The following is a 22,815-nucleotide window of genomic DNA, read 5'->3' on the forward strand; positions in this document are numbered from 1 at the left end:
GTGTACCAGTTGTCATGCCAATGGCAGTGCTGGGTAGCCAAGTTTGGACGGGATAAGCGCTGAAAGCATCTAAGCGCGAAACCCACCTCAAGATAAGACTTCCCATTCCGTTAAGGAAGTAAGACCCCAGGAAGAATACCTGGTAGATAGGCTAGGAGTGTAAGGGCAGTAATGTCTTAAGCGGACTAGTACTAATCGGTCGAGGACTTGACCAAAAGCTCACTTTTAAGTTTTGTGTGTTTTGTTAATCTAGTGACAATAGCGAGGAGGATACACCGGTTCCCATTCCGAACACCAGAGTTAAGCTCCTCAGCGCCGATGGTACTTGGGGTTACCCCCTGGGAGAGTAGGTCGTCGCTAGGTCATTCCTCAGTAGCTCAGTTGGTCAGAGCAACCGGCTGTTAACCGGTAGGTCGTAGGTTCGAGTCCTACCTGGGGAGCCATTTTAAAAAAATTAACCGTTCGCAAGAACGGTTTTATTTTTTAACTAAATCTATTCCTTATTTTATTTTCAACAAAAACCAGTAGTTGATAAGATAAAGCTGAGCAGATTGCTAACAATATCACACTTGTTATAACTAAATTCATTTGATATGTTTGCCCTCCATAAATAGCTAAATAACCTAGACCAGCCCTTCCAGTTAAAAATTCACCAACGATAACACCTACCCATGATAAGCCTAAATTTACCCTTAAGGCAGAAGCAATAGTAGGGATACTTGCAGGTAACACAACTTTTATAAATGAAGTTAATTTACTGGCTCCAAAGGTTTTTACAAGTTTTAGGTAATTATTATCGACATTTAAAAATCCAGAATAAACAACAATTGTTGTTGTGATAACTGTGATGGATAAAGCCATGGCAATAATACTTTTAAAACCAAGACCAAAAACAATAATAAATAAAGGACCAAGGGCTACTTTAGGTAAACTGTTTAATACAATTAAATATGGATCTAATACTCTGCTTAAAAATTTCCACCACCATAAAAGTATAGCAATAAAAGTACCAATGATTGTTCCTAATATGAAGCTTAATCCTGTTTCCACTCCAGTTACCCTTAAGTGATAAAAAAGCTGACCACTATGATAAAGTTGCATGATAGTTTGGTATACCTTAGAAGGATGACTTGTCAAAAAAGTATTGATATATCCCCTTTGTGCTGCCAACTCCCATAAGAAAATGAAGGAGACTAATAATACTAATTGGGCAAATAATACTAATAGAGCCTCTAATTTAATTTGAAACAAATACTCTCTATGAGCTTCACTTTCAGCTTTCCTTATAATTATTTTTTTAATTTGTAGTAATTTCATGATTTAGTACCTCCCAGATGAGATTAAAATACTTACCAAAGCTAGGTGCTTTCCTACGGCTAAATGGATCTTTATCATCGGATTCTAGTTGGAGAACTATATCTTTCAAGATTGTTCCTGGCCTTTTGGATAAAATAACAACCCTATCACTCATAGATATTGCCTCGGAAATATCGTGGGTAACTAAAATAACCGTTTTATTTCTTTTTCTTAACGTTAAACTAATTTCTTGTTGGGTATTTAATCGAGTTTGATAATCTAAAGCAGAGAAAGGCTCATCTAGGAGTAAAACATCTGGCTCTAAAACTAAAGTTCTGGCTAAGGCAACCCTTTGTCTCATACCTCCTGATAATTGATTAGGGTAATAATTTAAGAAATCTTTTAAACCTAACCCTTCTAATAATTCTAATGCAAGTTCTACTTTTTCCTTAGTTTTTATATTCTTTACCTCAAGACCTAACAAAGCATTGGCTTTAATTGTTCTCCAAGGAAGGAGGAAGTCTTGTTGAAACATGTAACCAGCAGTTTGAAAATTTTTGATAAATGTTCCCGTTGTAGGAAGAATAAGGCCAGCAATGACGGATAGGAGGGTAGATTTTCCACAACCAGATGGACCCACAATGGAAATAAACTCTCCTTCCTTAATCTCTAAATTAATATTTTTTATAGCATCTGTACCACCAGACTTAGTCATAAAAGTTACGGAAAGATCTCTAAGTTGGATAAGGGGTTTTTCTTTATTCATATTAAACCCTCCTTTTTTTCTATATAAATATTCTATGATAAAAGTTTAATAGGGTGCATAAAAAGAAATACAGTATCTATTGTAAAGATAATAGATACTGTGAAAAATGTTTATTTTAAAAAAATATGGAAGGTTCTTTAGTTTAATTTTTTAAAATATATGATATAATTTACTTATCTAATGTTTTTAATAGCTTCATTGGCAAAATCAGTTCTTACAACTTTTTCATAGGGTATTTTTTCAGTTAATTGACCATTAAAAATGGCAATTTCTTGTAAGCGATCTAATGCTTCTGGCCTTAATAAAGGATCTTTACTCCAAGTATCTCCATTTTTATAACGTTCTACTGCACTTACTAATAATTCAAAATCAGTTTCTTGAAAAGATGGACGGATAGCTTCCGCTATTTCCCTAGCACTATGCTTATCAACCCAAATTTGAGCTCGATAAATGGCGTTAGTAAATTTTTGAATTATTTCAGGATTTTCATTTATATATTTTTCAGTGGCGTGATAAACAGTATAGGGAATTTCTCCACCAGCTTCTCCAAAGGATGCTACTACATAGCCTACACCTTGTTTTTCTAACATAGAAGCACCTGGTTCAAATACCTGTAAAAAGTCTCCAATACCATTACTGAAAGCTACAGCTGTAGCTGCTAAGTCGATGTTTTGAATAATTTCTACATCAACATGGGGAATTACACCATTGTGGTATAATACATACTCTTGTACCATTTGAGGAACTCCACCTGGTCTTCCACCAATTATTACTTTCCCCTTTACATCTTCCCATTTAAAGTCAGGCATTGGTTCTCTGGCGATAAAGAAAGAACCATCCCTTTTAGTCAACTGGGCAAAGGCAATAAGTTTTGTATCTGACTGTTCCCTTGCGATGTATAAAGCCGCCTCTGGGCCAAATAAAGCAATATCAGCACTGTTAGATAATAAAGCAGCAGCACCTCTATCTGCTCCCCAGGCCACTGCCAGCTCAACATCTAAACCTTCTTCTTCAAAAAATCCTAAATGTAAAGCTACATATTGTGGGGCATAGAAAATCGAGTGAATTACTTCTGAAACCCTTACCTTTGGTAAAGTTTCTTCTTTAGGTTTACAACCAACAAATAATAGGGATGATATAATAATTATTATGAGAATGGACACAAATTTCTTCATAATCTTACCTCCTTATACTTTATTCTAGTCCATTATATTGCCTTGAATTTTTTTTGTGACATATATCTTAACTAGAGGGTATTATTATTTATTGGAGGTGTTTTGTTTTGAAAATCTCAATTATAGGGTGTGGGAGAGTAGGTTCAACAACTGCATATGCTTTATTGTTAAAGGGGTTAGCAAGGGAAATTGTTTTAGTTGATGTAGATAAGGATAGGGCAAAAGGAGAAGAATTAGACTTATTACACGGAAGTGCCGAAGTAGCTAATGTAAAAATTTCTTCAGGAGATTTTTCGTTGATTTCCCATTCAGATTTCGTTATTATCACTGCTGGAATTCCTCGGAAGCCAGGAGAAACTAGGCTACAATTGGCTGCAAAAAATATAGATATTATTAAGGAAATTGCTGAAAAGGTATTATATTACTCCCCAGAAGCGGTGATTTTGGTAGTTTCAAACCCTGTGGATATTATGACTTATGTAGTACAAAGGGTATTTGGAAATGAGAGGAGAGTAATTGGTTTAGGTAATGTACTGGATCAACTCCGTTTTAGGTCATTACTTGGTAAAGAACTAAATATCCATCCCCAAAATATTGATGCGATGATTATTGGGGAACATGGGGATTCTATGGTAATCTTAGAAAACAGTATTACTATCAATGGTTTACCATTATCTCAGTATAAAACATTAGATGAAGGGGTAATGAAAGATATTTTACATAATACTAGATACGGGGGAGCTCAGGTCATAGCTTTAAAGGGTGGAACTTATTATGCTGTTGCTATTGCGGTATGTCAGGTATTAGAAGCTATAATTTTTGATACCAATAAAATACTACCAGTTTCTTTAGTACAACAATTTGAAGGTAAAGAAGTTCCCTTCAGTCTCCCTACAGTAATCGGTAAAACAGGGGTTATTAGAACTATTGATTTGAATTTAACTCCTAAACAACAACAGGAATTAGCCAATTCAGTATTTGCCATACATTCAATGATAAAGGAGTTAGGGATTTAATGGTAAAAAGTAAGGGAGTATTAAGTATGAAGGTAACTAATTTTTTACTAATTTTATTGATATTGTTAACCAGTGGTTGCACTTCTAATGTTAAATCTCAACAGCCAGAACAGTTAATAGATGGAACTATTGATTTCTTAAAAGGTAAGGAAAATATAGTGTTTTTGTTAAATAGTACAATTATTCTTAATGATAAAATTGCTACAGTAAATTTGAAAGGAGTTCAGTTTAATCCAGAGGGGCAAACATATTATCTCGGTAATACAGCGGGGTACCGCTTGGAATTATATGAAAATCAAGATAAAATATATATTAAAAATCAAGAGAATCAATGGGTTGACATTAAAGAAGCTGGGGTCCCAGAGCTAAAATCTTTTTTATCAACGCCATTAACCCTTTTAAACTATACTAAATATGGAGATTTTAGTTTTTTAGAGAACAAAGTTAGGGTTTCTAGAAAAAGGCAAATAATTTTATCTGGTACCCTTAAGGAAGAAGGGGTAATAGATTTTCTTAAAAACCTTCATCTAGAATCTTTAGAAGACACTAATGAGTATTTGGTGGAAATGTCGTTATATATAAATGAAAAGAAAGGGACCTTAAGTAAAATTGATCTTTTTGTAACTGAGCTTTCCGGGCAATTTTCTTTAGTTACTGAAATAATAATAACTAATTACAATGTAGAAACAGACATTATACCGCCACAATAGGGAGAAGAGGTGTAATAAATGAGGAAAATCACCGTCGCTGATATAGTAAAAGAGTTAGACTTAGTAATTTTTCATGGAGAAGAATATTTAGACCGGGTTATAGGAGTGAAAGATATTAGTCGACCTGGCCTTGTTTTAGCTGGTTATTTTGATTATTATCCTACAGAAAGGATCCAGGTATTAGGAAAAACTGAATTATCTTTTTATGATTCCCTAGATGAAAAAACTCAAGTTTATAGAGCTAATAAGCTATTGGTTGATCCTATACCTTGTGTTATATTATCTAGAAGTTTTCCACCACCAAAGTCTTTACTAGAGGTGGCTAAGTCAAAAAAAATTCCCATTTTAGGTGTTGATCGGGATACTACTCAGTTTATAAGTGTTTTAACAAATTTATTGGATAACTTACTTGCACCTACTAAAACAATCCATGGAGTATTAGTTGATATCTATGGAGTAGGTGTGTTAATTCTAGGAGAAAGTGGTATAGGAAAGAGTGAAACAGCCCTAGAATTAGTCAAAAGGGGACATCGTTTGGTATCTGATGATGCCGTTGAGTTAAAGAAAGTTGCAAAAGATTCAATTATTGGCACAGCTCCAGAGATTTTAAAGCATTTATTGGAAATTAGAGGAGTAGGTTTAATTGATGTAGTTAAACTTTTTGGTATGGGTTCCGTAAGGGGACATAAGGAAATTGATATTGTTGTTAGGTTAGAAGCATGGCAACAAGATAAAGCTTATGAAAGACTAGGTCTAGATAACAAGTATTATGAAATTTTAGGTGTAGATATTCCCCTTATTGAAATACCTGTAGCACCTGGTAGGAATTTAGCTATTATCATGGAAGTTGCTGCAATGAACCACCGATCACTCAAAATGGGTAACAATACACCAGAGGAATTTAATAAGAGATTATTAACCCATCTAAAAGGTAATGGAGAACTATAAAAAAGAAACAAAAAATCTTCCTTTCATTTCTGAAAAGGAAGATTTTTTTTAATTTTTGCAGGAAATAAAAAATATTCATAGAAAATATAAACTATTCAATATAATTTTAATGATTGAAAAATTTCCCGGTTACTTTAATAGAAGGAGGGATTTTATGAGGATCGAAAACCATCCCATAATAAATTTTCAAAGGAGGGGGAAAATTACTTTTTTCTACAATGGTTCCCTTATAGAGGCATATGAAGGAGAGACCATCATGGCAGCTTTACATGCAGCTGGAGTTAAAGCTTTAAATAAAAGTAAGAAACATAATAGGTTTAGAGGGCTTTTTTGCGCTATTGGTAAATGTTCATCATGTTTAATGACTGTAAATGGAATAGAAAATGTCCCCATCTGTGTTACAAAGGCTGAACAAGATATGGTGGTAGAAAGTACTTTAGGGAGTGAATTTAAATGAAAGAGTTAGATGTTTTGGTAATTGGTGGAGGTCCTGCAGGGATTAATGCTGCTCAAACTTTGAGTGATAATGGATTTACAGTTCTATTGGTAGATGAAGGTCATAGGTTAGGGGGACAACTTTTAAAACAAACCCACAAATTTTTTGGTTCTAAAGAACATTTTGCAGGATATAGAGGTATTGATATTCCGGGTAAATTTTCCCTTGAAAAAGTAGAAGTATTATTAAAAAGTACAGTAGTGGGCTTATATAATGATCAAGTTGCTACAATAGTTACAGAAGATAAATTTTATACAAAAGTTAAAGTAAAGGGAATAGTAGTAGCTACAGGGGCTCAAGAAAAGTTTTTACCATTTATAGGTAATGATTTACCTGGTGTTTACGGTGCAGGAGCAGTTCAAACATTAATGAACAGTGAAGGGATTTTACCTGGTAAAAAAGTATTGATGGTTGGGGCAGGTAATATAGGGTTAATTGTTTCTTATCAATTATTACAGGCTGGAGTAGAAGTAGTAGCGGTTTTAGATGCTGCTCCTCAAATAGGTGGTTATTTAGTTCATGCCTCAAAAATAGCAAGGGCAGGGGTGCCAATACTTACAAGTCATACTATAGTTGCTGCATATGGTTTGGATAAAGTAGAGGAAGCTGAAATAGCTGAGCTTGATAAAAACTGGAATATAGTTAAAGGTTCTAATAGAAAAATTGAAGTTGATACCATTTGTCTTTCAGTAGGTTTATCTCCTGTCAATGACCTTCTTTGGCATAGGGGTTGTGAAATGGTATTGATACCTGAGTTAGGAGGATATGTACCAAAACGGAATAAATTTTTAGAAACAACGGTGGAAAACCTTTTTGTTGCCGGAGATGTTTGTGGAGTGGAAGAAGCTAGTTCTGCTATGGTAGAAGGCAAATTGGCTGGGTTAGCTTTATCTAGGAATTTAGGTTGTTTAGGGTTAGAACAAGAAATTGATAAAACCTTAAATAGTTTAGAAATTTTGAGGAAAGGGGAAGTTGGAGAAAAAATACGAAGGGGATTAAGGAAGTTAGGGGGGATTTAAAATGTTGAAAAAAACTGGCATACCAACAGATGAAGAACTTAAAAAAGTTTTTCCTTCAGAAGAGCGAATAAAACAAGGTCCAGTGGCGATATTTGAATGTTTTCAAGAAATTCCGTGTAATCCTTGTGAAAGCTCATGTCCCAAAGGAGCAGTGAAAATAGGGGAGGATATTAATAAAATACCCGTTGTTAACCATGATATTTGTAATGGTTGTACTAATTGTGTAGGTGCTTGTCCTGGATTAGCAATTTTTGTTGTAGAACAAAAAGGGGATAAAGGTAAAGTGACAATACCTTATGAATTTTTACCTTTACCTAAAGAGGGAGAGCTGGTTATAGGTTTAGATAGAAGGGGAGAACCTGTTACAAAATGTAAAGTTATAAAAATAAGAAATAATAGTAAATTAGATCGAACGGCAGTGATAACTTTAGAGGTGGAGAAAGGAAAAGAAAATATTATACGCTTTATTAAAGTAGAGGAGTGATATTTTATGGATGAAAATATCATTATTTGTAGATGTGAAGATGTCACTGTAGGAGAGATCAGAAATCTTTTGAAAATGGGAATCGATACACCGGAAGAAATTAAAAGAATTACTAGATGTGGTATGGGTTCTTGTCAAGGCAGGACTTGTCAAGGGATTCTACAAAATTTGTTGAGTAAAGAGACTGGAAAAGAAATAGAAGAAATTAAGCAACATAAATTACGGCCACCTTGTAAACCGGTATTTTTAGGAGTTTTTGGAGGATTTAAAGATGAAAAATAAGGCTAATGTGGTGATTATAGGCGGAGGGATAATAGGTTGTTCGATAGGTTATTACTTAGCTAAGTATGGAGTAGAAGATATAGTAATTATTGAAAAAGAATATCCGGCGGCAGGATCAACAGGACGTTGTGGAGCCGGTGTAAGACATCAATGGGGCCTTGAAATGAATTGCCTTTTAGCTAAAGATAGTATTAAAGAATTTGAAAGATTACATGAAGAAATACCAACGGAATTTGATATCCAGTTTAAACAAAAAGGTTATTTAATGTTAGCCTATAGTGAAAAGGTAGTGGAGCAATATAAAAAAAATATAGCTTTACAAAGGTCTTTAGGCATTGATGTTCAGTTACTATCTCCTCAAGAAGCTAAAGAAATCGTACCCCATTTAAATACAGATGGCTTATTAGCTGCTACATATTGTCCTAAGGATGGTCATATAAATCCTTTTCTCGCTAACTTAGTATATGCCATTGGAGCCGAAAGGTTGGGAGTTCAAATTTATAAGTATACAGAAGTAGTTGATGTTGAGGTAATAAATGGAAGAGTGACATCTGTGATTACTACAAAAGGAAAGATTAAAACTAATTACCTAATAAATGCTGCTGGCCCTTATGCCCAGTTTATAGCTAAAATGGTAGGTATTGAACTTCCTGTATATTCTGAAAGGCATCAAATTCTTGTAACTCAACCGGTAAAGCAAATACAAGACCCCATGGTAATCTCTTTAGAATATGGTTTTTACTGTCAACAAGTCCCCCATGGCAGTTTTATAATGGGTTTTGGTGACCCTAATGAGTTGAAGGGAACTGATATATCTTCTACTGCTAATTTTTTAGAGGAAATGGCTGAAAAAATAATTCCAGTTCTCCCTGTTTTGAAAAATATTAAAGTGTTAAGACAATGGGCAGGATTATATAATATGACTCCAGATGCCCAACCAATCCTAGGGAATACTGAAGAAGTAGAAAATTTTTATTTAGCTAATGGATTTAGTGGTCATGGCTTTATGATAGCACCAGCGGTAGGGAAGTTAACAGCTAAAATGATTACAGATCAACCATTAGATATCGATATTAAAGTATTAAATCTCAAACGGTTTAAAGAAGGTAAACTGATTAGAGAACCATCTGTAGTATAATTATTTAACACAATCTAGAGGGATAGATTGACTTTTAATGTGATTTTAGGTATAATACCTGGTAAAAAATAAATATTTTAAAAGCTATGAGTAGGAGGAGTAAGTATTACTCTAGTCCAGAGAGGGAAAGGCTGGTGGAAATTTCCCCTAGAAAGGATACTGAAAGTCGCCTACAAGCTGCTTATCTGAATTATAGTAGGGTAAGCCGGTATGTCCGTTATAATATCGAGTGCCGAATTTATTTAATTCGGAATTTAGGTGGTACCGCGGAATTTTACCCTTTCGTCCTAACTGGATGGAAGGGTTTATTTATTTGATTAAAGGAGGAATATTCATGGAAAAAGTATATGACCCTAAATCTTTTGAAGAAAAATGGTATAATATTTGGTCAGAACAAGGGCTTTTTAAGCCATCTGGAGACAAAACTAAAGAAAGTTTCACTATCGTAATTCCACCACCAAATGTAACTGGTGCTCTACACATGGGTCATGCCCTAGATAATACATTACAAGATATCCTAATTCGTTGGAAAAGGATGCAAGGTTATGATACTTTATGGGTACCAGGTACAGATCATGCAGGGATAGCTACACAAATTAAGGTAGAGGAACACCTAAAAAAGGAACAAGATAAAACAAGACATGATTTGGGTAGGGAAAAGTTTTTAGATTTAGTGTGGAAATGGAAAGAAGAATATCATCAAAGGATTACTTCCCAACTAAAAAAACTAGGAGTCTCTTGTGATTGGTCAAGGGAGAGATTTACTCTAGATGAAGGGTGTTCTGAAGCTGTTAAAACAGTGTTTGTTGAGCTATATAAGAGGGGATTAATCTATAGAGGTAAGTACATTATTAATTGGTGTCCCCGCTGTCAAACAGCTTTATCTGATATAGAAGTTGAACATATCGAAAAGCAAGGTAATTTATGGCATATAAAATATCCCGTTGAGAATAGTGATCAATACTTAGTAGTTGCAACAACTAGACCGGAAACCATGTTGGGTGATACTGCTGTGGCAGTAAATCCTAAAGATGAGAGATATAGGGATTTAATTGGAAAAAATGTAATTTTGCCAATTACTAATAGAATAGTACCAATAGTAGCCGATGAATATGTAGATGCTGAATTTGGTACTGGTGCTGTAAAGGTAACACCAGCCCATGACCCCAATGATTATGAAATTGCTAAAAGACATGATTTGCCTTCAATTGTAGTAATTGATGAAAGAGGAATAATGACAGGAGAAGCTTTACATTATCAAGGTATGGATCGTTTCCAATGCCGTAAGGAATTGATAAAAGAATTAGAGGATTTAGGATATTTAATAAAGGTAGAAGACCATCTTCATAGTGTTGGACATTGTGAACGTTGCTCTACTGTTATAGAACCCTATTATTCAGATCAGTGGTTTGTTAAAATGAAACCATTAGCTCAGCCTGCCATTGAAAAAGTTAAATCTGGGGAAATAAAATTTATACCTGAAAGGTTTGCTAAAATATATTTAAATTGGGTAGAAAATGTCAGAGATTGGTGTATATCTAGACAAATCTGGTGGGGACATAGGATACCAGCTTGGTATTGTGAATGTGGAGAGGTAATTGTTGAGCGAGAAACTCTTACCCTTTGTGGTAAATGTGGTGGATCAAACTTAAAACAAGATGAAGATGTATTAGATACATGGTTTAGCTCAGCCCTTTGGCCTTTCTCAACTTTAGGATGGCCGGAAAACACCCCTGATTTTCAACGTTATTTCCCTACATCTGTTTTAGTTACAGGTTATGATATCATATATTTTTGGGTTGCTCGAATGATATTTACTTCCTTAGAATTTACTAAACAAAGACCTTTTGAGTATGTCTATATCCATGGTTTAGTAAGGGATGCCCAAGGGCGAAAAATGAGTAAGTCTTTAGGAAATGGTGTTGATCCATTAGATATAATCGATAAATATGGTACAGATACCCTAAGGTTTACATTGATTACCGGGATAGCCCCAGGAAATGATATTCGCTTTAGTGAAGATAAAGTAGAAAATAGTAGAAACTTTGCAAATAAAATTTGGAATGCAGCTAGGTTTGTTTTGATGAATTTACAGGATTTTAATGTAGAAGATTTGGATATCCAATCAAATTTGGTTTTAGCTGATAAGTGGATTTTAAGTAGATTAAATACAACTATTCAAAATGTAAATAAAGAATTAGAAAGATTTGAGTTAGGTAATGGAGCTAAAGAAGTTTATGATTTTCTATGGAATGAGTTTTGTGATTGGTATATAGAAATAACAAAACCTAGACTATATGGAAATAATATTAAAGATAAAAAAACAGCCCAATCTGTTTTGGTCTATGTTTTAACGGAAACTATGAAATTATTACATCCTTTCATGCCCTTTATTTCAGAAGAAATATACAGCTTTTTACCTACAAAAAAAGGCTATTTAATAACAGAACAATGGCCGGAAGTTGATGAGAGATTAATTAACCCTGAAATAGAAAGGCAATTCTCTTATATTATGGAAATCATTAAAGCAATCAGGAATGTTAAGAGTGAAATGAATGTTGCTTCTAAGAAAGATGTAGAAGCTATAATTGTAACAAAGGATAAAGGGGTTTATAAGGAAATAGTAGATGGTGAAATCTATATTAAGCCTTTAGCTGGCCTTAAGACCCTTATTGTTAAGGAAAGACAAGAAGAAAAAATTCAAAAAGCTGTTACTCAGGTGGTATCAGCGGGAGAAATATTCTTACCATTATCAGGGTTAATAGATTTAGAGCAGGAAATTCAGCGTTTAAACAAAGAAATCAAAAATCTAGACTTTGAAGTAGAAAGAATTCAGAAAAAATTAGAGAATCCTGGTTTTGTCCAAAAAGCTCCCCAAGCTGTTATTGAAAAAGAAAAGGCAAAAATGGAAGAATATATGAGGAAAAGAAGTAAAATAATTGAAAGATTGCAGGAGTTAAAAGAATAAGTATGAAAATGTTAAACTTAATTCAATCCTTAGGAAAATTTGGGATGAATAGTGAAGGCTGTAAGAGGATGCAGCTTTTATGTGAGATGTTAGGAAATCCACAAAGTAATCTTAAGTTTATTCATGTTGGTGGAACCAACGGTAAAGGTTCAACTTGCCACATGTTAGCATCAATATTACAAAAACAAGGTTATAAGGTGGGGGTCTATATTTCCCCTGCCTTATACAAATTTAATGAGAGAATTACTATCAATGGTCAGGAAATAAGTGATGAGGACTTAAACAAATACTATCCTCTGTTTAAAGAAACCCTTAAACATTTCCACAACCATCCATTAGGGTATCCTACGGAATTTGAAGTAGTTACAGCTTTAGCTTTTCTGTATTTTAAAGAGCAGAAAGTGGATTATGTAGTATTAGAAGTAGGTTTAGGGGGAAGGTTTGATGCAACTAATGTAGTTATTCCAATCCTTTCCATTATTACAAATATTGATTTAGATCATACTGAAATTTTAGGGGATACTGTGGAACAAATAGCCTTTGAAAAGGCAGGAATAATTAAAGAAGGTATTCCTTTATGCCTTGGTATTATGGATGAGAAAGCTAAAAATGTCATAGCAGCTATAGCAAAGGGAAAAAATGCACAGATAAACTTAGCTGAAGAAGTTGAAATTCAACTGCTGGATGATACAGTAGAAGGACAAGTTTTTCTGTTTGAAGGGGAAAAGTTTATTTTATCTTTACTAGGTAAACACCAAATAAATAATCTTAAAATAGTATTAAAGGCCATTCAAATCCTAAGGGAATTAAATATTCCTATCTATACCAATTCAGTAAAAGAAGGATTAAGGAATACCAAGTGGCCAGGTAGGTTTGAAATAATAACATTAGAAGGTAAAAAGATTATTTTAGATGTTGCCCATAACCCTAATAGTATGGAAGCTTTAAAAGACAATCTGCTAAATTACTTTCCAAAGGATCATATAACTATGGTTTTAGGTATTTTCAAAGATAAAGATATATCTTCAATGTTAAGACACTTAAAGTCATTAAAGGTTAAATTATACCTTACTAAACCTATTGGTGATAGGGGAATGGATGCAACTGAGTTAGAAAAAATAGTAAAAAAATTTGATTTAGAGATAATAGGTAAAAATAATGATTTATTAGTAGCGTTTAATGAGGCTTTTAAAGTTACTAATAAAATAATCTGTGTATGTGGTTCCTTTAACACAGTAGGGCCAATAAGAAATTACTTATTTAGAAAAGAGTTAGATTAAAACAGAGATAAAGTCTTTTTAAAGGCTGTGGTAATTAAACATTCTAACAAAGTCTCCGTCGAGATTTAAGGCTTCTATCTAAAAGGAAGAAGGGTACCGCTCTAATTCGCCGTCCATGGCTCAATAGAGCTTTCGGAACGTCTTGTTCCTCACCCCTTCTTCCTTTTATCTAATCAGCTCTTAAATCTATCTCCTCGACTTAATCGTATCTTTGTTTAATTACCACAGCTGATGATGACTTTGTCTATAGTTTGTCTTCAGTCTGAGACAAAGTTCTATGATGACTTTGTCTGTTTTTTTTAGAAAACCCTTGCCTATAAAAAACAAAGGATGATATAATTATTTCTTGTTATAATCTACTTTTTTTTGTACAATATACTTAATTGTAAGCTTAAAGGAAGCTTTAAAGGTGGTGGCAAAATGTCTAAGAAAACATCTAATGTTATTTCTATTTCAAAAGGAGCAGATCTTTATTTTGCTAAAGCGAATAAATATTATTTAAAAAATGACATAGATAAAGCCTTAGAATATTATAAAAGGGCAATGGTTATAGAGCCAGATAATAGTATTAACTATTTCAATGTAGCTTCATTATTAGGGGAAATAGGGGAATTTCATGAATCAAATAAAATATTTCGTCAAACTTTAAAAATGAACCCTGAGTTTGCTGAGTGTTGGTTTTATATGGGGATTAACTATGGTCAACTGCAAAAGTACCAAAAATCTAAAATGTGTCTTGAAAAATATTTACAATTGTGTCCTGAAGGTGAACATTCCCAACAAGCAAGGGATATATTAGGTGCCTTTAAAAGCGCTGATTTTACCTTGGATTTCATAGATAAAAGAGATTTACAAAAAATAGAAGAGCTATGTTCAAAGGGTATCGAGTTAGTAGAAAGAGGGGAATATGATAAAGGGGAGAAGTTATTTGAAGAAGCAAAGAAAATAAATTCTAAAGTAACAGCACCTATCAATAATTTAGCATTAACATATTATTATCAAGGTAGTTTACAAAAGGCAATTGCTGAATCTAAATTAGCTTTATCTATTGATCCTACTAACATTTATTCTTTATGTAATATAATTGCTTTTTATAAAGAAGCAAATGATGAAGTAAATCTCAGAGCCATGGTAAAACAATTAGCAACTATAGATATAGAAAATTTAAATACTGAAGAACTAATTAAATTAGCGGTAACTTATGGAAATTTAGGAAAAGACTCAATAGCAGCTTCCTATTTACATTTAATCCTCCAAGAAGAACCTTATAATTTTAAAGCATTATATTACGGAGCTATAGCTGATTTTAATAGGAAAAAATTTAAACTATCTAAAGGAAAATGGATTAGATTAAAGGAAATTGAACCTGGTAATCCTTTTACATCTTATTATACTAACTTAATTGATAAGATTATTGCAAAAGAAAAAGAATTTAGTAGACTTTCTTATCAAATAAAAGTTCCTTATAACTCCCTTCTTGAAATAGTAAAGATACTTTCTTCTTCTGATTTAAAGGAAGAAGTAAATCAATATCGGGAAGATTATTCATTATTGGATTCTATGATTTGGGTTTTAAATAAAGGTGATAATTGTTTAAAAGAACCTTTGATTAACTTAATGCTAAGTTTAAAAGATGGTAAATACTTAGCTGCAGTAGTTGATTTTTGTTATGACATTCAACAAAACTATCATCTAAGAAATTACGCTTTTCAAAAAATACTTAATTTAACTTACAGTTTCTCTTCTTGTGAGTTTTGGAGAAAGGATATTTATGAAAATCAAAGGGAATGGACAGAACCTCAAAGATTAGTATTACAAAAAGCTATAAAACAAATAGAAGTAAAAAATGAATTAGTGTTTATTTATTCAGTTCAAGCTATTTGGAATGATTATATTTTAAAAGAGAAACCGATAATAAGAAATATTGATACTTGGGTAAAGGCTTTAGTAGCATTGGTAGTATCTGAGGTTGGTTGCATAAAAGGAGATCAGGAAATTATCCAAAATATTAACCTTAAAGAAAGAAGTATAAAGGAAAAAATGTTAAAAATTAAAAAAATATTATATGAAATTTAACCTAATTCTATATTAGGTTAAATTTTTTTTTAAAACAACTATTTCGTATTACGAAATTTATGTTATAATTAATATTGAGAATATTAGAGGAGTTGATTAATCTATCATGGGAAATTATTCTCTTACTGAACAGGATATAAAGCATAATATAAGGTGCAATACATTAAATGGTATTTATTCTGTATTAGCACTAAATTTAGTAACTCCCTTTATAGGTATCTTAGCGAAAAATTTAGGAGCAGAGACTTATGAAATAGCTATGTTAAGTTCTTTTCCAGCATTGATATCTGTATTCTCTATGATTCCAGGGGGAATTTTAGTAGATATATTTAAAGAAAAAAAGAAAATTACTGGATTGTTTATCTTTATAACTAGATTTTTCTTTCTACTTTTAGCATTAACCCCTCAATTACCTACTCCTTATAGGGTTAGTGCTCTAATTGTAATTTATGGTATTATGAATTTCCCGGGAAGTATATCAGGAGTTGCCTGGCAGTCCTTTATTGCCACTGCTATCCCAGCAGAAAGAAGGGCTCAAGCCTTTGCTACTAGAAATAAAATTACTTCTATTTGTGGAATGATTATTACCCTTTTAGCTGGGCAAATATTAAGGATATACAAAGGGAGTTCTGAGATTAAAATATATCAATTGTTTTTTATTATTGCCTTTTGTTTTGCCCTTTTAGAAGTTTATTACCATTTAAAAATGAAAGAACCGACCTTTCAAGAAAATTATGTATCTACTGATAAGAATTCTGAAACCTTTATCAATAAGGGGAAACAAGTTTTAACATACAAGCCATTTATTTTATTTAGTCTTTGTTCACTACTGTTTCATTTTGGTTGGCAAATGGGATGGCCTTTATTTACTATTTATCAGATAGATTATTTAGGGGCAGATGGTACATGGATTAGTTATTTATCAGTAGGTAATGGATTAGCAGGTTTTGTTACATATCCTTTATGGAGTAAACTTGTAAATAAAAAAGGAAATAACTATACTGTAATTTTAGCAACATTTGCTATTGCCATGTCTCCATTTCTCTTTGCTATATCTTGGAATCTTTATGTCCTATTAATAGTTAACTTTTTTATGGGTACAGCTGTTGCTGGCATAAGTCTGGTCTTATTTAACCTATTATTAGAGGTAGTACCCAATGAAAACAGAACCCTTTATATTGCATTGTATAATACCATGATAAGTTTATCAGCTATCGCTTCACCAATGGTAGGTGCTTTCGTTTATGAAACCTTTAGTAGTATTTATTTAGCTTTAATTACAGCAGGTACTTTTAGAATGTTAGGTTCATTTACATTTTTTCTGAGATATAAACTTTTAACAAAAAAAGAACAAAAAACAGTTTATAGTAATAATTTTAGTAATTAAATCTATTATAACAGTTTTAATTTTCTAATTTTAGTGTTATTATGTAATTAAGGGAATTGGAGAGGAGGTCATAATGTGTTAAAAAGTAAAGATGTTATAGGGTTACCTGTTATTAACTTAAATGAGGGGAATCAAATCGGCAAGGTCTCAGATTTAATAATTAACCCCACTGAAAAGAAAGTCGTTATATTAGAGTTAAATGAAAAGGTTGGTCTCTTTAAAAAAAGTCAAAGTTCTTTAACACTAGATAAAATAAGTAGCATAGGCTCAGATGCTGTAACGGTAGAAAATTTAGAATTTGATAAAGATATACCTAAAGAATTAGAAAGTTATCGATTTACAAATTTAGTTGGTAGAAATATCATGCTAGAAAATGGTTCTATATTAGGGAAGTTAGGTGAAATTACTTTTTCTTTTCCCAGTGGAGAAATAACTACATTAACAATAAAAGACAATAAAACTAACCTTTTTGGTGAAGAAAAGGGAGAAGTTGAGATGTCTAAAATAAGAACAATTGGAAAAGATGCAATTATTGTCTTTAATCGTTAATTGTGCAAGATTATAATAATCTTGCTATTTTTTTCAAAATCTATAAACCTTATAGTAAAGTCGTTAAATTAGGTTATAATATTCGTAAATATTGTAAAAGTAATATTTAAATTTTATAATGTATTTATCCTCATTTTTGTTTTAAAACAAGTATAATTGAATAAATATTAGTAAATAGAAAAAGGAGTGATTTGATGAGTCATTTACATATAACTGATGATTTACTTCAATGGCAATTAGCTTTATTGGGATATTTAATAACTTTACTTGTTATAGGATATATATTAGTTACTACTAAAAAGGAAGAGTTATTTAACAATATTGCTAAATTAGGTATTATGGCTGCATTGATGTTAATTGTTATGTCAATTCCTTTGGGGATTCCCTTTCATCTTAATTTATCTATCCTTACAGCTTTGATTATAGGTCCTAAACTTGGATTTATTTCAATATTATTGGTTAATATAATTTTAGCTACCTTTGGTCATGGAGGAATAACAGTAGTTGGTTTAAATACCCTGATTATGGGTTCAGAGGTTTTTGTAGGCTATTATTTATTCTCTTTCCTATTAACGAAAGGGATCAAATGGCAATATGCACTTTTCACCACTGTTTTGATAGCATTAATTATTTCTGCCAGTTTAATGGTAACTATAGTAAGGATTGGAGGTATAGAGCCTGCTATAGTTTACCATTCTTGTGATCATGATCATGGGGAACATGTTACAACAGGTGAAGATCTGACTTATAGTAGGTTTGCTATGTTAGTATTAGGTATTGTATTATTTGGATCTATTATTGAAGCTTTAATTATATTGGTTATTGTAAATTACTTTAGAAAAATCAGACCAGATTACTTATTAAAGGGTGGTTTTTAAATGGGATTAGAAGTTATAGATTATTTAGCTACAACAGGAAAAAGTCCTATCCATACAGCCAATACTAGCTATAAAGTCCTTTTTACAATTATTAATATAACATTATTAATTATAACTAAATCCCCCTATTTCCCTTATTTAATATTACTATTATTGTTGATTATCATGTTAATAAACAGGGTTCCTCTTTTTAAGATTATACCTTTTCTTTTTTATCCCATATTTTTTTCGGGATTATTTGTTTTAGGATTAGGACACAATTTTCAAACTGCCTTTTGGGTAATAATTAAGACAGTTGCTATTGCTACATCAATGTTATTATTAGTAGCGACTACACCAATTTATAATTTATTTTCTATATTAAGCAAATTTTTGCCAAAGTTTATTACAGATTCCTTATTTTTCACTTACCGATCCTTTTTTATTTTTCATAAACTAATAAGTAATTTGTTATTAACAATAAAATTAAAGGGTGGTACAGGAAGGTTTTCTGTCTTTAAAAATTTAAAAAATGCCGGTGGTGCTATTGCTATAACATTTATAAAGGCTTTAGATGCCGCTGAAAGGATGAAAGAAGTTTTTTATATTAGAGGTTATCAAATTGGCAATATTAAACTAGAAAAAGAAAAAAAGACAATATGGAATTTATACCCTGTTTTTTTAAGCATTTTTTCTATTGCTTTGTATTTTTTGGTATAAGGGAGGGAGTATATTTGAAATCAATCATTAAAGCAAAGGACACAGTTTTTATTTATCCAGATAAAACTAAAGTAGAATTAAAGGGGGAATTTATAGTAACTAAAGGGGAAAGGACAACAATATTAGGTTGTAATGGTTCTGGTAAAACCACTTTATATAAAGGGATTTTGGGGTTAATGGAAAATGTTGAAGGAGAACTTTTGGTGTTAGGTATAAAACCATATAAAAAGTTTCATACCATCCGTAATAGGATTGGAGTGGTATTGCAAAATACAGATGAACAAATTATCGCACCTACGGTTTATGATGATATTGCTTTAACTTTACGTAATAATAGTATCCCAGAAAATGAAATCAAAGATAGAGTTGATTGGATCTTAACAGAATTAAAGTTAACAGGTTTAGCAAAAAAAGTACCCCATTATTTAAGTGGTGGGGAAAAGAAAAAAGTAATTTTAGCGGGAGCTTTAGTAACTAATCCAGAAGTATTACTTTTAGATGAGCCTTTTACTGGGTTAGATCCCCGTTCCAAATTAAGTATTGTAGATATGATAAACCACTTTTGTTTTGCCCATGGTACCACAATTGTAACTACTACCCATGATATGGAGTTGGTACCTGATATTACTGATGTTACCTATGTTTTTAGTAAAGGAGAAATACTTGCCAAAAGCAAAGGGGTAGAAGTATTCCAAAACTTTCAACTGTTAGATAAAGCTAACTTAGTTCAACCTCAGCTTTACCAATTGTTTACTAGATTAATTGACATGGGATTACCTATTAATTATCCAGATAATGTTGAAGATGGAGCTGAAAAAATTTATACAGCCTATGAAACTAAACCTTCTTATATAAAAAACAAAAATAAAATAGACTATGCTTAAACTAGATTTATCCTTTTATTTAGGATAAATCTCAGTTTGTAGACAAAGTCATTTTTTAAAGGCTGTGGTAATTAAACATTCTAACAAAGTTTTGCGTCGAGATTTAAGGCTTCTATCTAAAAGGAAGAAGGGTACCGCTCTAATTCGCCATCCATGGCTCAATAGAGCTTTCGGAACGTCCTGTTCCTCCCCCCTTCTTCCTTTTATCTAATCAGCTCTTAAATCTATCTCCTCAACTTAATCGTATCTTTGTTTAATTACCACAGCTGATGATGACTTTGTCTATAGTTTGTCTTCAGTCTGAGATTTATCCTTTTAATTAGGGTAAATCTTTTTTCTTTTATTATGTATATTTTTTAATTTACAAAATAAATATTAGATAAGTATTGGAAATGTTTCAATGGAGGAGTCTTAATGAAAAAGTATTTCCTTATATTTGTAGTAATGCTGATGATTTTAGGTTTAACCTATACTCTTGGGGAAAAAATAATCCTTACATTAGTTGGGGGGGATATGTATGTCCCAATAATGCGGGTAAATACTGAAGAAAATAAATTAGCCTTTACCTTTAATGTTACCCATGAAGGAGATATAAGTGAATTACTAAAATTGTTAAAACAATATAATATTAAGAGCACTATTTTCGTAACAGAAAATATGATTTTAGATGATACTCTTGTTGAAAAGATTCTATTAGAAGGACACCAAATTGGTTTATTAGCTTTTACTGATAAGAATATTGAAACTCTAACTATAAATCAGATCGTTGAAGAATTAAAAGATATAACAGAGACATTTCAAAGGATAGGGGGAGAGGAGCTAGAAATTTTACGAACTTTTGAGTACAATTCAACAGTATCTGCAGCTTGTAAAAGTTTAGGAATAAAATATGTTTTGTGGGATGTGGATTCAAATGATGTTAAAGAGATAGGTGTTAATGATATAGTCCAAAGAATAAATTATAATGTTAAGGGTGGTTCAATAGTAGTATTCAATACTAGTTGTAAATATACATTTTCGGCCATTAGAATTCTTTTAGAAAGTCAATTGATAGATGAGTATCAAATAGTTTCACTAAAAGAACTCCTTTATCATGATAACTATTATATTAATGCCTTTGGAGAACAAATTAGAAAGAGGTGAATATAGTGAGAAGGAAAAAGAAAAGACCTTTTGGAAAGATTTTTATCCTTATAGTTGTTACTATTTTACTTACATACGGGATGGGAAGATACTTTGAAGAATTAGTTTTAAAATTTGGTGGTAATAATTCAGAACCAGTTGATACTAATAATAAATTTGAAGTAATCCGGGAAGTTGCTGAAGTCTATATTATTCAAAACGGTGTTTTTACTGTTTCTGAAGGAGCCCAAAACCAATTTGCTAAATTAAAGGCTGCTGGTTTTCACCCGGTTATCGTTGAAGAAGGGAATTATAGATTAATAACAGGTATCTATTTGGATAAGAATTGGGCTTTGTCAGAAGTACAGTTACAAAAAGACTTGGGGTTTGAAAACTATCTTGTCAATATTACCCTACCGGTATTTTCCCTAGAAGTATCCACAGCTAGTGAAAAGAAAGATATAGAAGCAATTTTTACTAGTTTTAATACTATTTTAGATAATACTCAACAATACTTTATTAACAATTTAGTTGTTCCTTTAGAAGATTTAGATTTAAGTTATCAAGGAGATAAAGAAGAAGTACAAAAAATGGTAGAGTTATTAGAATTATATAAAGCTTGGCAAAGGAACCCTAATGACTCTGCCGAAAAAGAATATTTACAATCACTAGTAAAATATTTACGTCAATATAAATAACCCTCTTGCTAAACTACCCTCAGCAAGAGGGTTATTTATGTGAAAATTTAATAAACTCTCAAAGGTATTGATATTGAATATAATCAATGTTATACTTTAGTTAAAAAGTGAAAGAAATCACATTAAAATAAAGTGGGGTAATATAATGAAATTATCGCAAATTATTTCTTTATTAGAAGGAGAAGTTATATTTGGAGAAGAATTATTAAATAAAGAAATTTCTCAAGCATATGGTGCTGATTTATTGAGTGATGTTTTAGCTTATGCTAAAAGTGGTATTCTACTATTAACAGGTTTAGTTAATATTCAAGTTGTCAGAACCGCTGAAATGTTAGATTTAGGTGGAATTGTAGTAGTTAGAGGAAAAAAAGTTGATGAAGGTACAATTGAACTAGCTAAGGAGTGTCAAATTCCCCTTATTAGGACTAACAAAACCATGTTTGAAAGTTGTGGAATATTATACAAAAATGGAATTTTGCCCGTTGAATTGACAAAATCTAATAAGGAGTGATTCCATGGAGAATCATGTGGTATCAGCTAAGGTTTATCCCATGGATTTTAATCGGGCTGGTGAAGGATCCAGTGCAATAAAAAAGGCGTTACAAGTTATAGGGGTTGCTCCAGATATCTTACGTAGAATCTCTATAATTAGTTATGAAGCTGAAATGAACCTTGTTATTCATAGTAATGGAGGAGAAATTTCTTGTATTATTTACCCCGATAAAGTTGAAATTAAAACTACGGACCAAGGTCCTGGTATTGAAAATATAGAATTAGCCATGGAGGAAGGATATTCTACTGCCAGTGATGAAGTAAGGGAAATGGGTTTTGGAGCGGGTTTAGGACTTCCTAATATTAAGCGCTGCTCTGATGAATTACATATTAAATCCCAAGTAGGATTAGGAACTACCTTAACCGCTGTAGTTTATTTGAGGAGGGATTAA

Annotated in this window: 23 protein-coding genes, 1 tRNA gene, 2 rRNA genes and 1 other annotated feature; of the genes, 23 read left to right on the forward strand and 3 right to left on the reverse strand. The window is 32.1% G+C overall.

What is annotated here, in order from left to right:
• The 3 genes from BMX60_RS00845 to BMX60_RS00855 form a co-directional block, all read left to right on the forward strand.
• Window positions 1–215: ribosomal RNA gene (locus tag BMX60_RS00845) — 23S ribosomal RNA — on the forward strand; the annotation flags it as partial.
• A 33-nt stretch (window positions 216–248) separates the two neighbouring features.
• Window positions 249–363: ribosomal RNA gene (rrf, locus tag BMX60_RS00850) — 5S ribosomal RNA — on the forward strand.
• A 3-nt stretch (window positions 364–366) separates the two neighbouring features.
• Window positions 367–443, forward strand: a tRNA-Asn gene (locus BMX60_RS00855).
• A 40-nt stretch (window positions 444–483) separates the two neighbouring features.
• On the opposite strand, the gene BMX60_RS00860 is transcribed toward BMX60_RS00855, so the two are convergent.
• The 3 genes from BMX60_RS00860 to BMX60_RS00870 form a co-directional block, all read right to left on the reverse strand.
• Window positions 484–1,317: an ABC transporter permease gene (locus tag BMX60_RS00860; RefSeq protein WP_091348003.1), complete on the reverse strand. Its 834-nt coding sequence runs from the start codon at window positions 1,315–1,317 to the stop codon at window positions 484–486.
• On the reverse strand, window positions 1,298–2,062 hold the full coding sequence (locus BMX60_RS00865; RefSeq protein WP_091348006.1) for an ABC transporter ATP-binding protein: 765 nt from the start codon (window positions 2,060–2,062) through the stop codon (window positions 1,298–1,300). The genes BMX60_RS00860 and BMX60_RS00865 overlap by 20 nt, the downstream gene beginning before the upstream one ends.
• Window positions 2,063–2,235: 173 nt before the next feature.
• Window positions 2,236–3,237: an ABC transporter substrate-binding protein gene (locus tag BMX60_RS00870; protein ID WP_091348007.1), complete on the reverse strand. Its 1,002-nt coding sequence runs from the start codon at window positions 3,235–3,237 to the stop codon at window positions 2,236–2,238.
• A gap of 107 nt (window positions 3,238–3,344) precedes the next feature.
• Here BMX60_RS00870 and BMX60_RS00875 point away from each other — a divergent pair, with 107 nt between their 5' ends.
• The 20 genes from BMX60_RS00875 (at window position 3,345) to BMX60_RS00965 (ending at window position 22,815) form a co-directional block, all read left to right on the forward strand.
• Window positions 3,345–4,253 (forward strand): malate dehydrogenase, encoded by a 909-nt coding sequence (locus BMX60_RS00875; RefSeq protein ID WP_177159631.1) that lies wholly within the window; start codon window positions 3,345–3,347, stop codon window positions 4,251–4,253.
• 26 nt (window positions 4,254–4,279) lie between these two features.
• Window positions 4,280–4,963, forward strand: coding sequence for a hypothetical protein (locus BMX60_RS00880; RefSeq protein WP_143055884.1), 684 nt, complete (start codon window positions 4,280–4,282; stop codon window positions 4,961–4,963).
• Window positions 4,964–4,981: 18 nt separating this feature from the next.
• Complete coding sequence (gene hprK / locus BMX60_RS00885) at window positions 4,982–5,911, forward strand: HPr(Ser) kinase/phosphatase (protein WP_091348014.1); 930 nt, start codon at window positions 4,982–4,984, stop codon at window positions 5,909–5,911.
• 154 nt (window positions 5,912–6,065) lie between these two features.
• On the forward strand, window positions 6,066–6,368 hold the full coding sequence (locus tag BMX60_RS12170; RefSeq protein ID WP_207648369.1) for a (2Fe-2S)-binding protein: 303 nt from the start codon (window positions 6,066–6,068) through the stop codon (window positions 6,366–6,368).
• Complete coding sequence (locus BMX60_RS00890) at window positions 6,365–7,426, forward strand: NAD(P)/FAD-dependent oxidoreductase (protein WP_207648370.1); 1,062 nt, start codon at window positions 6,365–6,367, stop codon at window positions 7,424–7,426. The genes BMX60_RS12170 and BMX60_RS00890 overlap by 4 nt, the downstream gene beginning before the upstream one ends.
• 1 nt (window position 7,427) lies before the next feature.
• On the forward strand, window positions 7,428–7,910 hold the full coding sequence (locus BMX60_RS00895) for a 4Fe-4S dicluster domain-containing protein (RefSeq protein WP_091348015.1): 483 nt from the start codon (window positions 7,428–7,430) through the stop codon (window positions 7,908–7,910).
• 6 nt (window positions 7,911–7,916) lie between these two features.
• The gene (locus BMX60_RS00900; RefSeq protein WP_091348018.1) at window positions 7,917–8,192 is read left to right on the forward strand and encodes a (2Fe-2S)-binding protein; all 276 of its coding nucleotides are present in this window, start codon (window positions 7,917–7,919) and stop codon (window positions 8,190–8,192) included.
• A complete protein-coding gene (locus BMX60_RS00905; protein WP_091348019.1) occupies window positions 8,182–9,330 on the forward strand; it encodes an NAD(P)/FAD-dependent oxidoreductase in 1,149 nt (382 codons plus the stop codon). The genes BMX60_RS00900 and BMX60_RS00905 overlap by 11 nt, the downstream gene beginning before the upstream one ends.
• Window positions 9,331–9,407: 77 nt before the next feature.
• Window positions 9,408–9,623: a binding site (T-box leader), on the forward strand.
• Between the two features lie 41 nt (window positions 9,624–9,664).
• On the forward strand, window positions 9,665–12,298 hold the full coding sequence (locus BMX60_RS00910; RefSeq protein WP_091348022.1) for a valine--tRNA ligase: 2,634 nt from the start codon (window positions 9,665–9,667) through the stop codon (window positions 12,296–12,298).
• A gap of 2 nt (window positions 12,299–12,300) precedes the next feature.
• A complete protein-coding gene (locus BMX60_RS00915) occupies window positions 12,301–13,578 on the forward strand; it encodes a bifunctional folylpolyglutamate synthase/dihydrofolate synthase (protein ID WP_091348023.1) in 1,278 nt (425 codons plus the stop codon).
• Between the two features lie 420 nt (window positions 13,579–13,998).
• Entirely contained in the window at window positions 13,999–15,654 is a 1,656-nt protein-coding gene (locus BMX60_RS00920) for a tetratricopeptide repeat protein (RefSeq protein WP_091348026.1), read from the forward strand.
• A gap of 106 nt (window positions 15,655–15,760) precedes the next feature.
• The gene (locus tag BMX60_RS00925; protein ID WP_091348027.1) at window positions 15,761–17,041 is read left to right on the forward strand and encodes an MFS transporter; all 1,281 of its coding nucleotides are present in this window, start codon (window positions 15,761–15,763) and stop codon (window positions 17,039–17,041) included.
• 75 nt (window positions 17,042–17,116) lie between these two features.
• Entirely contained in the window at window positions 17,117–17,590 is a 474-nt protein-coding gene (locus tag BMX60_RS00930) for a PRC-barrel domain-containing protein (protein WP_091348030.1), read from the forward strand.
• Window positions 17,591–17,784: 194 nt separating this feature from the next.
• A complete protein-coding gene (locus BMX60_RS00935; protein ID WP_091348033.1) occupies window positions 17,785–18,468 on the forward strand; it encodes an energy-coupling factor ABC transporter permease in 684 nt (227 codons plus the stop codon).
• Window positions 18,469–19,167, forward strand: a complete 699-nt coding sequence (locus BMX60_RS00940) for a CbiQ family ECF transporter T component (RefSeq protein ID WP_091348036.1) — start codon at window positions 18,469–18,471, stop codon at window positions 19,165–19,167. It abuts the gene before it with no gap.
• 14 nt (window positions 19,168–19,181) lie between these two features.
• Window positions 19,182–20,051, forward strand: a complete 870-nt coding sequence (locus BMX60_RS00945; RefSeq protein ID WP_177159632.1) for an energy-coupling factor ABC transporter ATP-binding protein — start codon at window positions 19,182–19,184, stop codon at window positions 20,049–20,051.
• 414 nt (window positions 20,052–20,465) lie between these two features.
• Window positions 20,466–21,194: a polysaccharide deacetylase family protein gene (locus BMX60_RS00950; RefSeq protein WP_091348042.1), complete on the forward strand. Its 729-nt coding sequence runs from the start codon at window positions 20,466–20,468 to the stop codon at window positions 21,192–21,194.
• 5 nt (window positions 21,195–21,199) lie between these two features.
• Window positions 21,200–21,871 (forward strand): SPOR domain-containing protein, encoded by a 672-nt coding sequence (locus BMX60_RS00955; protein ID WP_091348045.1) that lies wholly within the window; start codon window positions 21,200–21,202, stop codon window positions 21,869–21,871.
• A 145-nt stretch (window positions 21,872–22,016) separates the two neighbouring features.
• On the forward strand, window positions 22,017–22,382 hold the full coding sequence (locus BMX60_RS00960) for a DRTGG domain-containing protein (RefSeq protein WP_091348048.1): 366 nt from the start codon (window positions 22,017–22,019) through the stop codon (window positions 22,380–22,382).
• Window positions 22,383–22,386: 4 nt separating this feature from the next.
• The gene (locus tag BMX60_RS00965; protein ID WP_091348051.1) at window positions 22,387–22,815 is read left to right on the forward strand and encodes an ATP-binding protein; all 429 of its coding nucleotides are present in this window, start codon (window positions 22,387–22,389) and stop codon (window positions 22,813–22,815) included.

Origin of the sequence: Anaerobranca gottschalkii DSM 13577, assembly GCF_900111575.1 — a bacterium.
Lineage (GTDB): Bacteria > Bacillota > Proteinivoracia > Proteinivoracales > Proteinivoracaceae > Anaerobranca > Anaerobranca gottschalkii.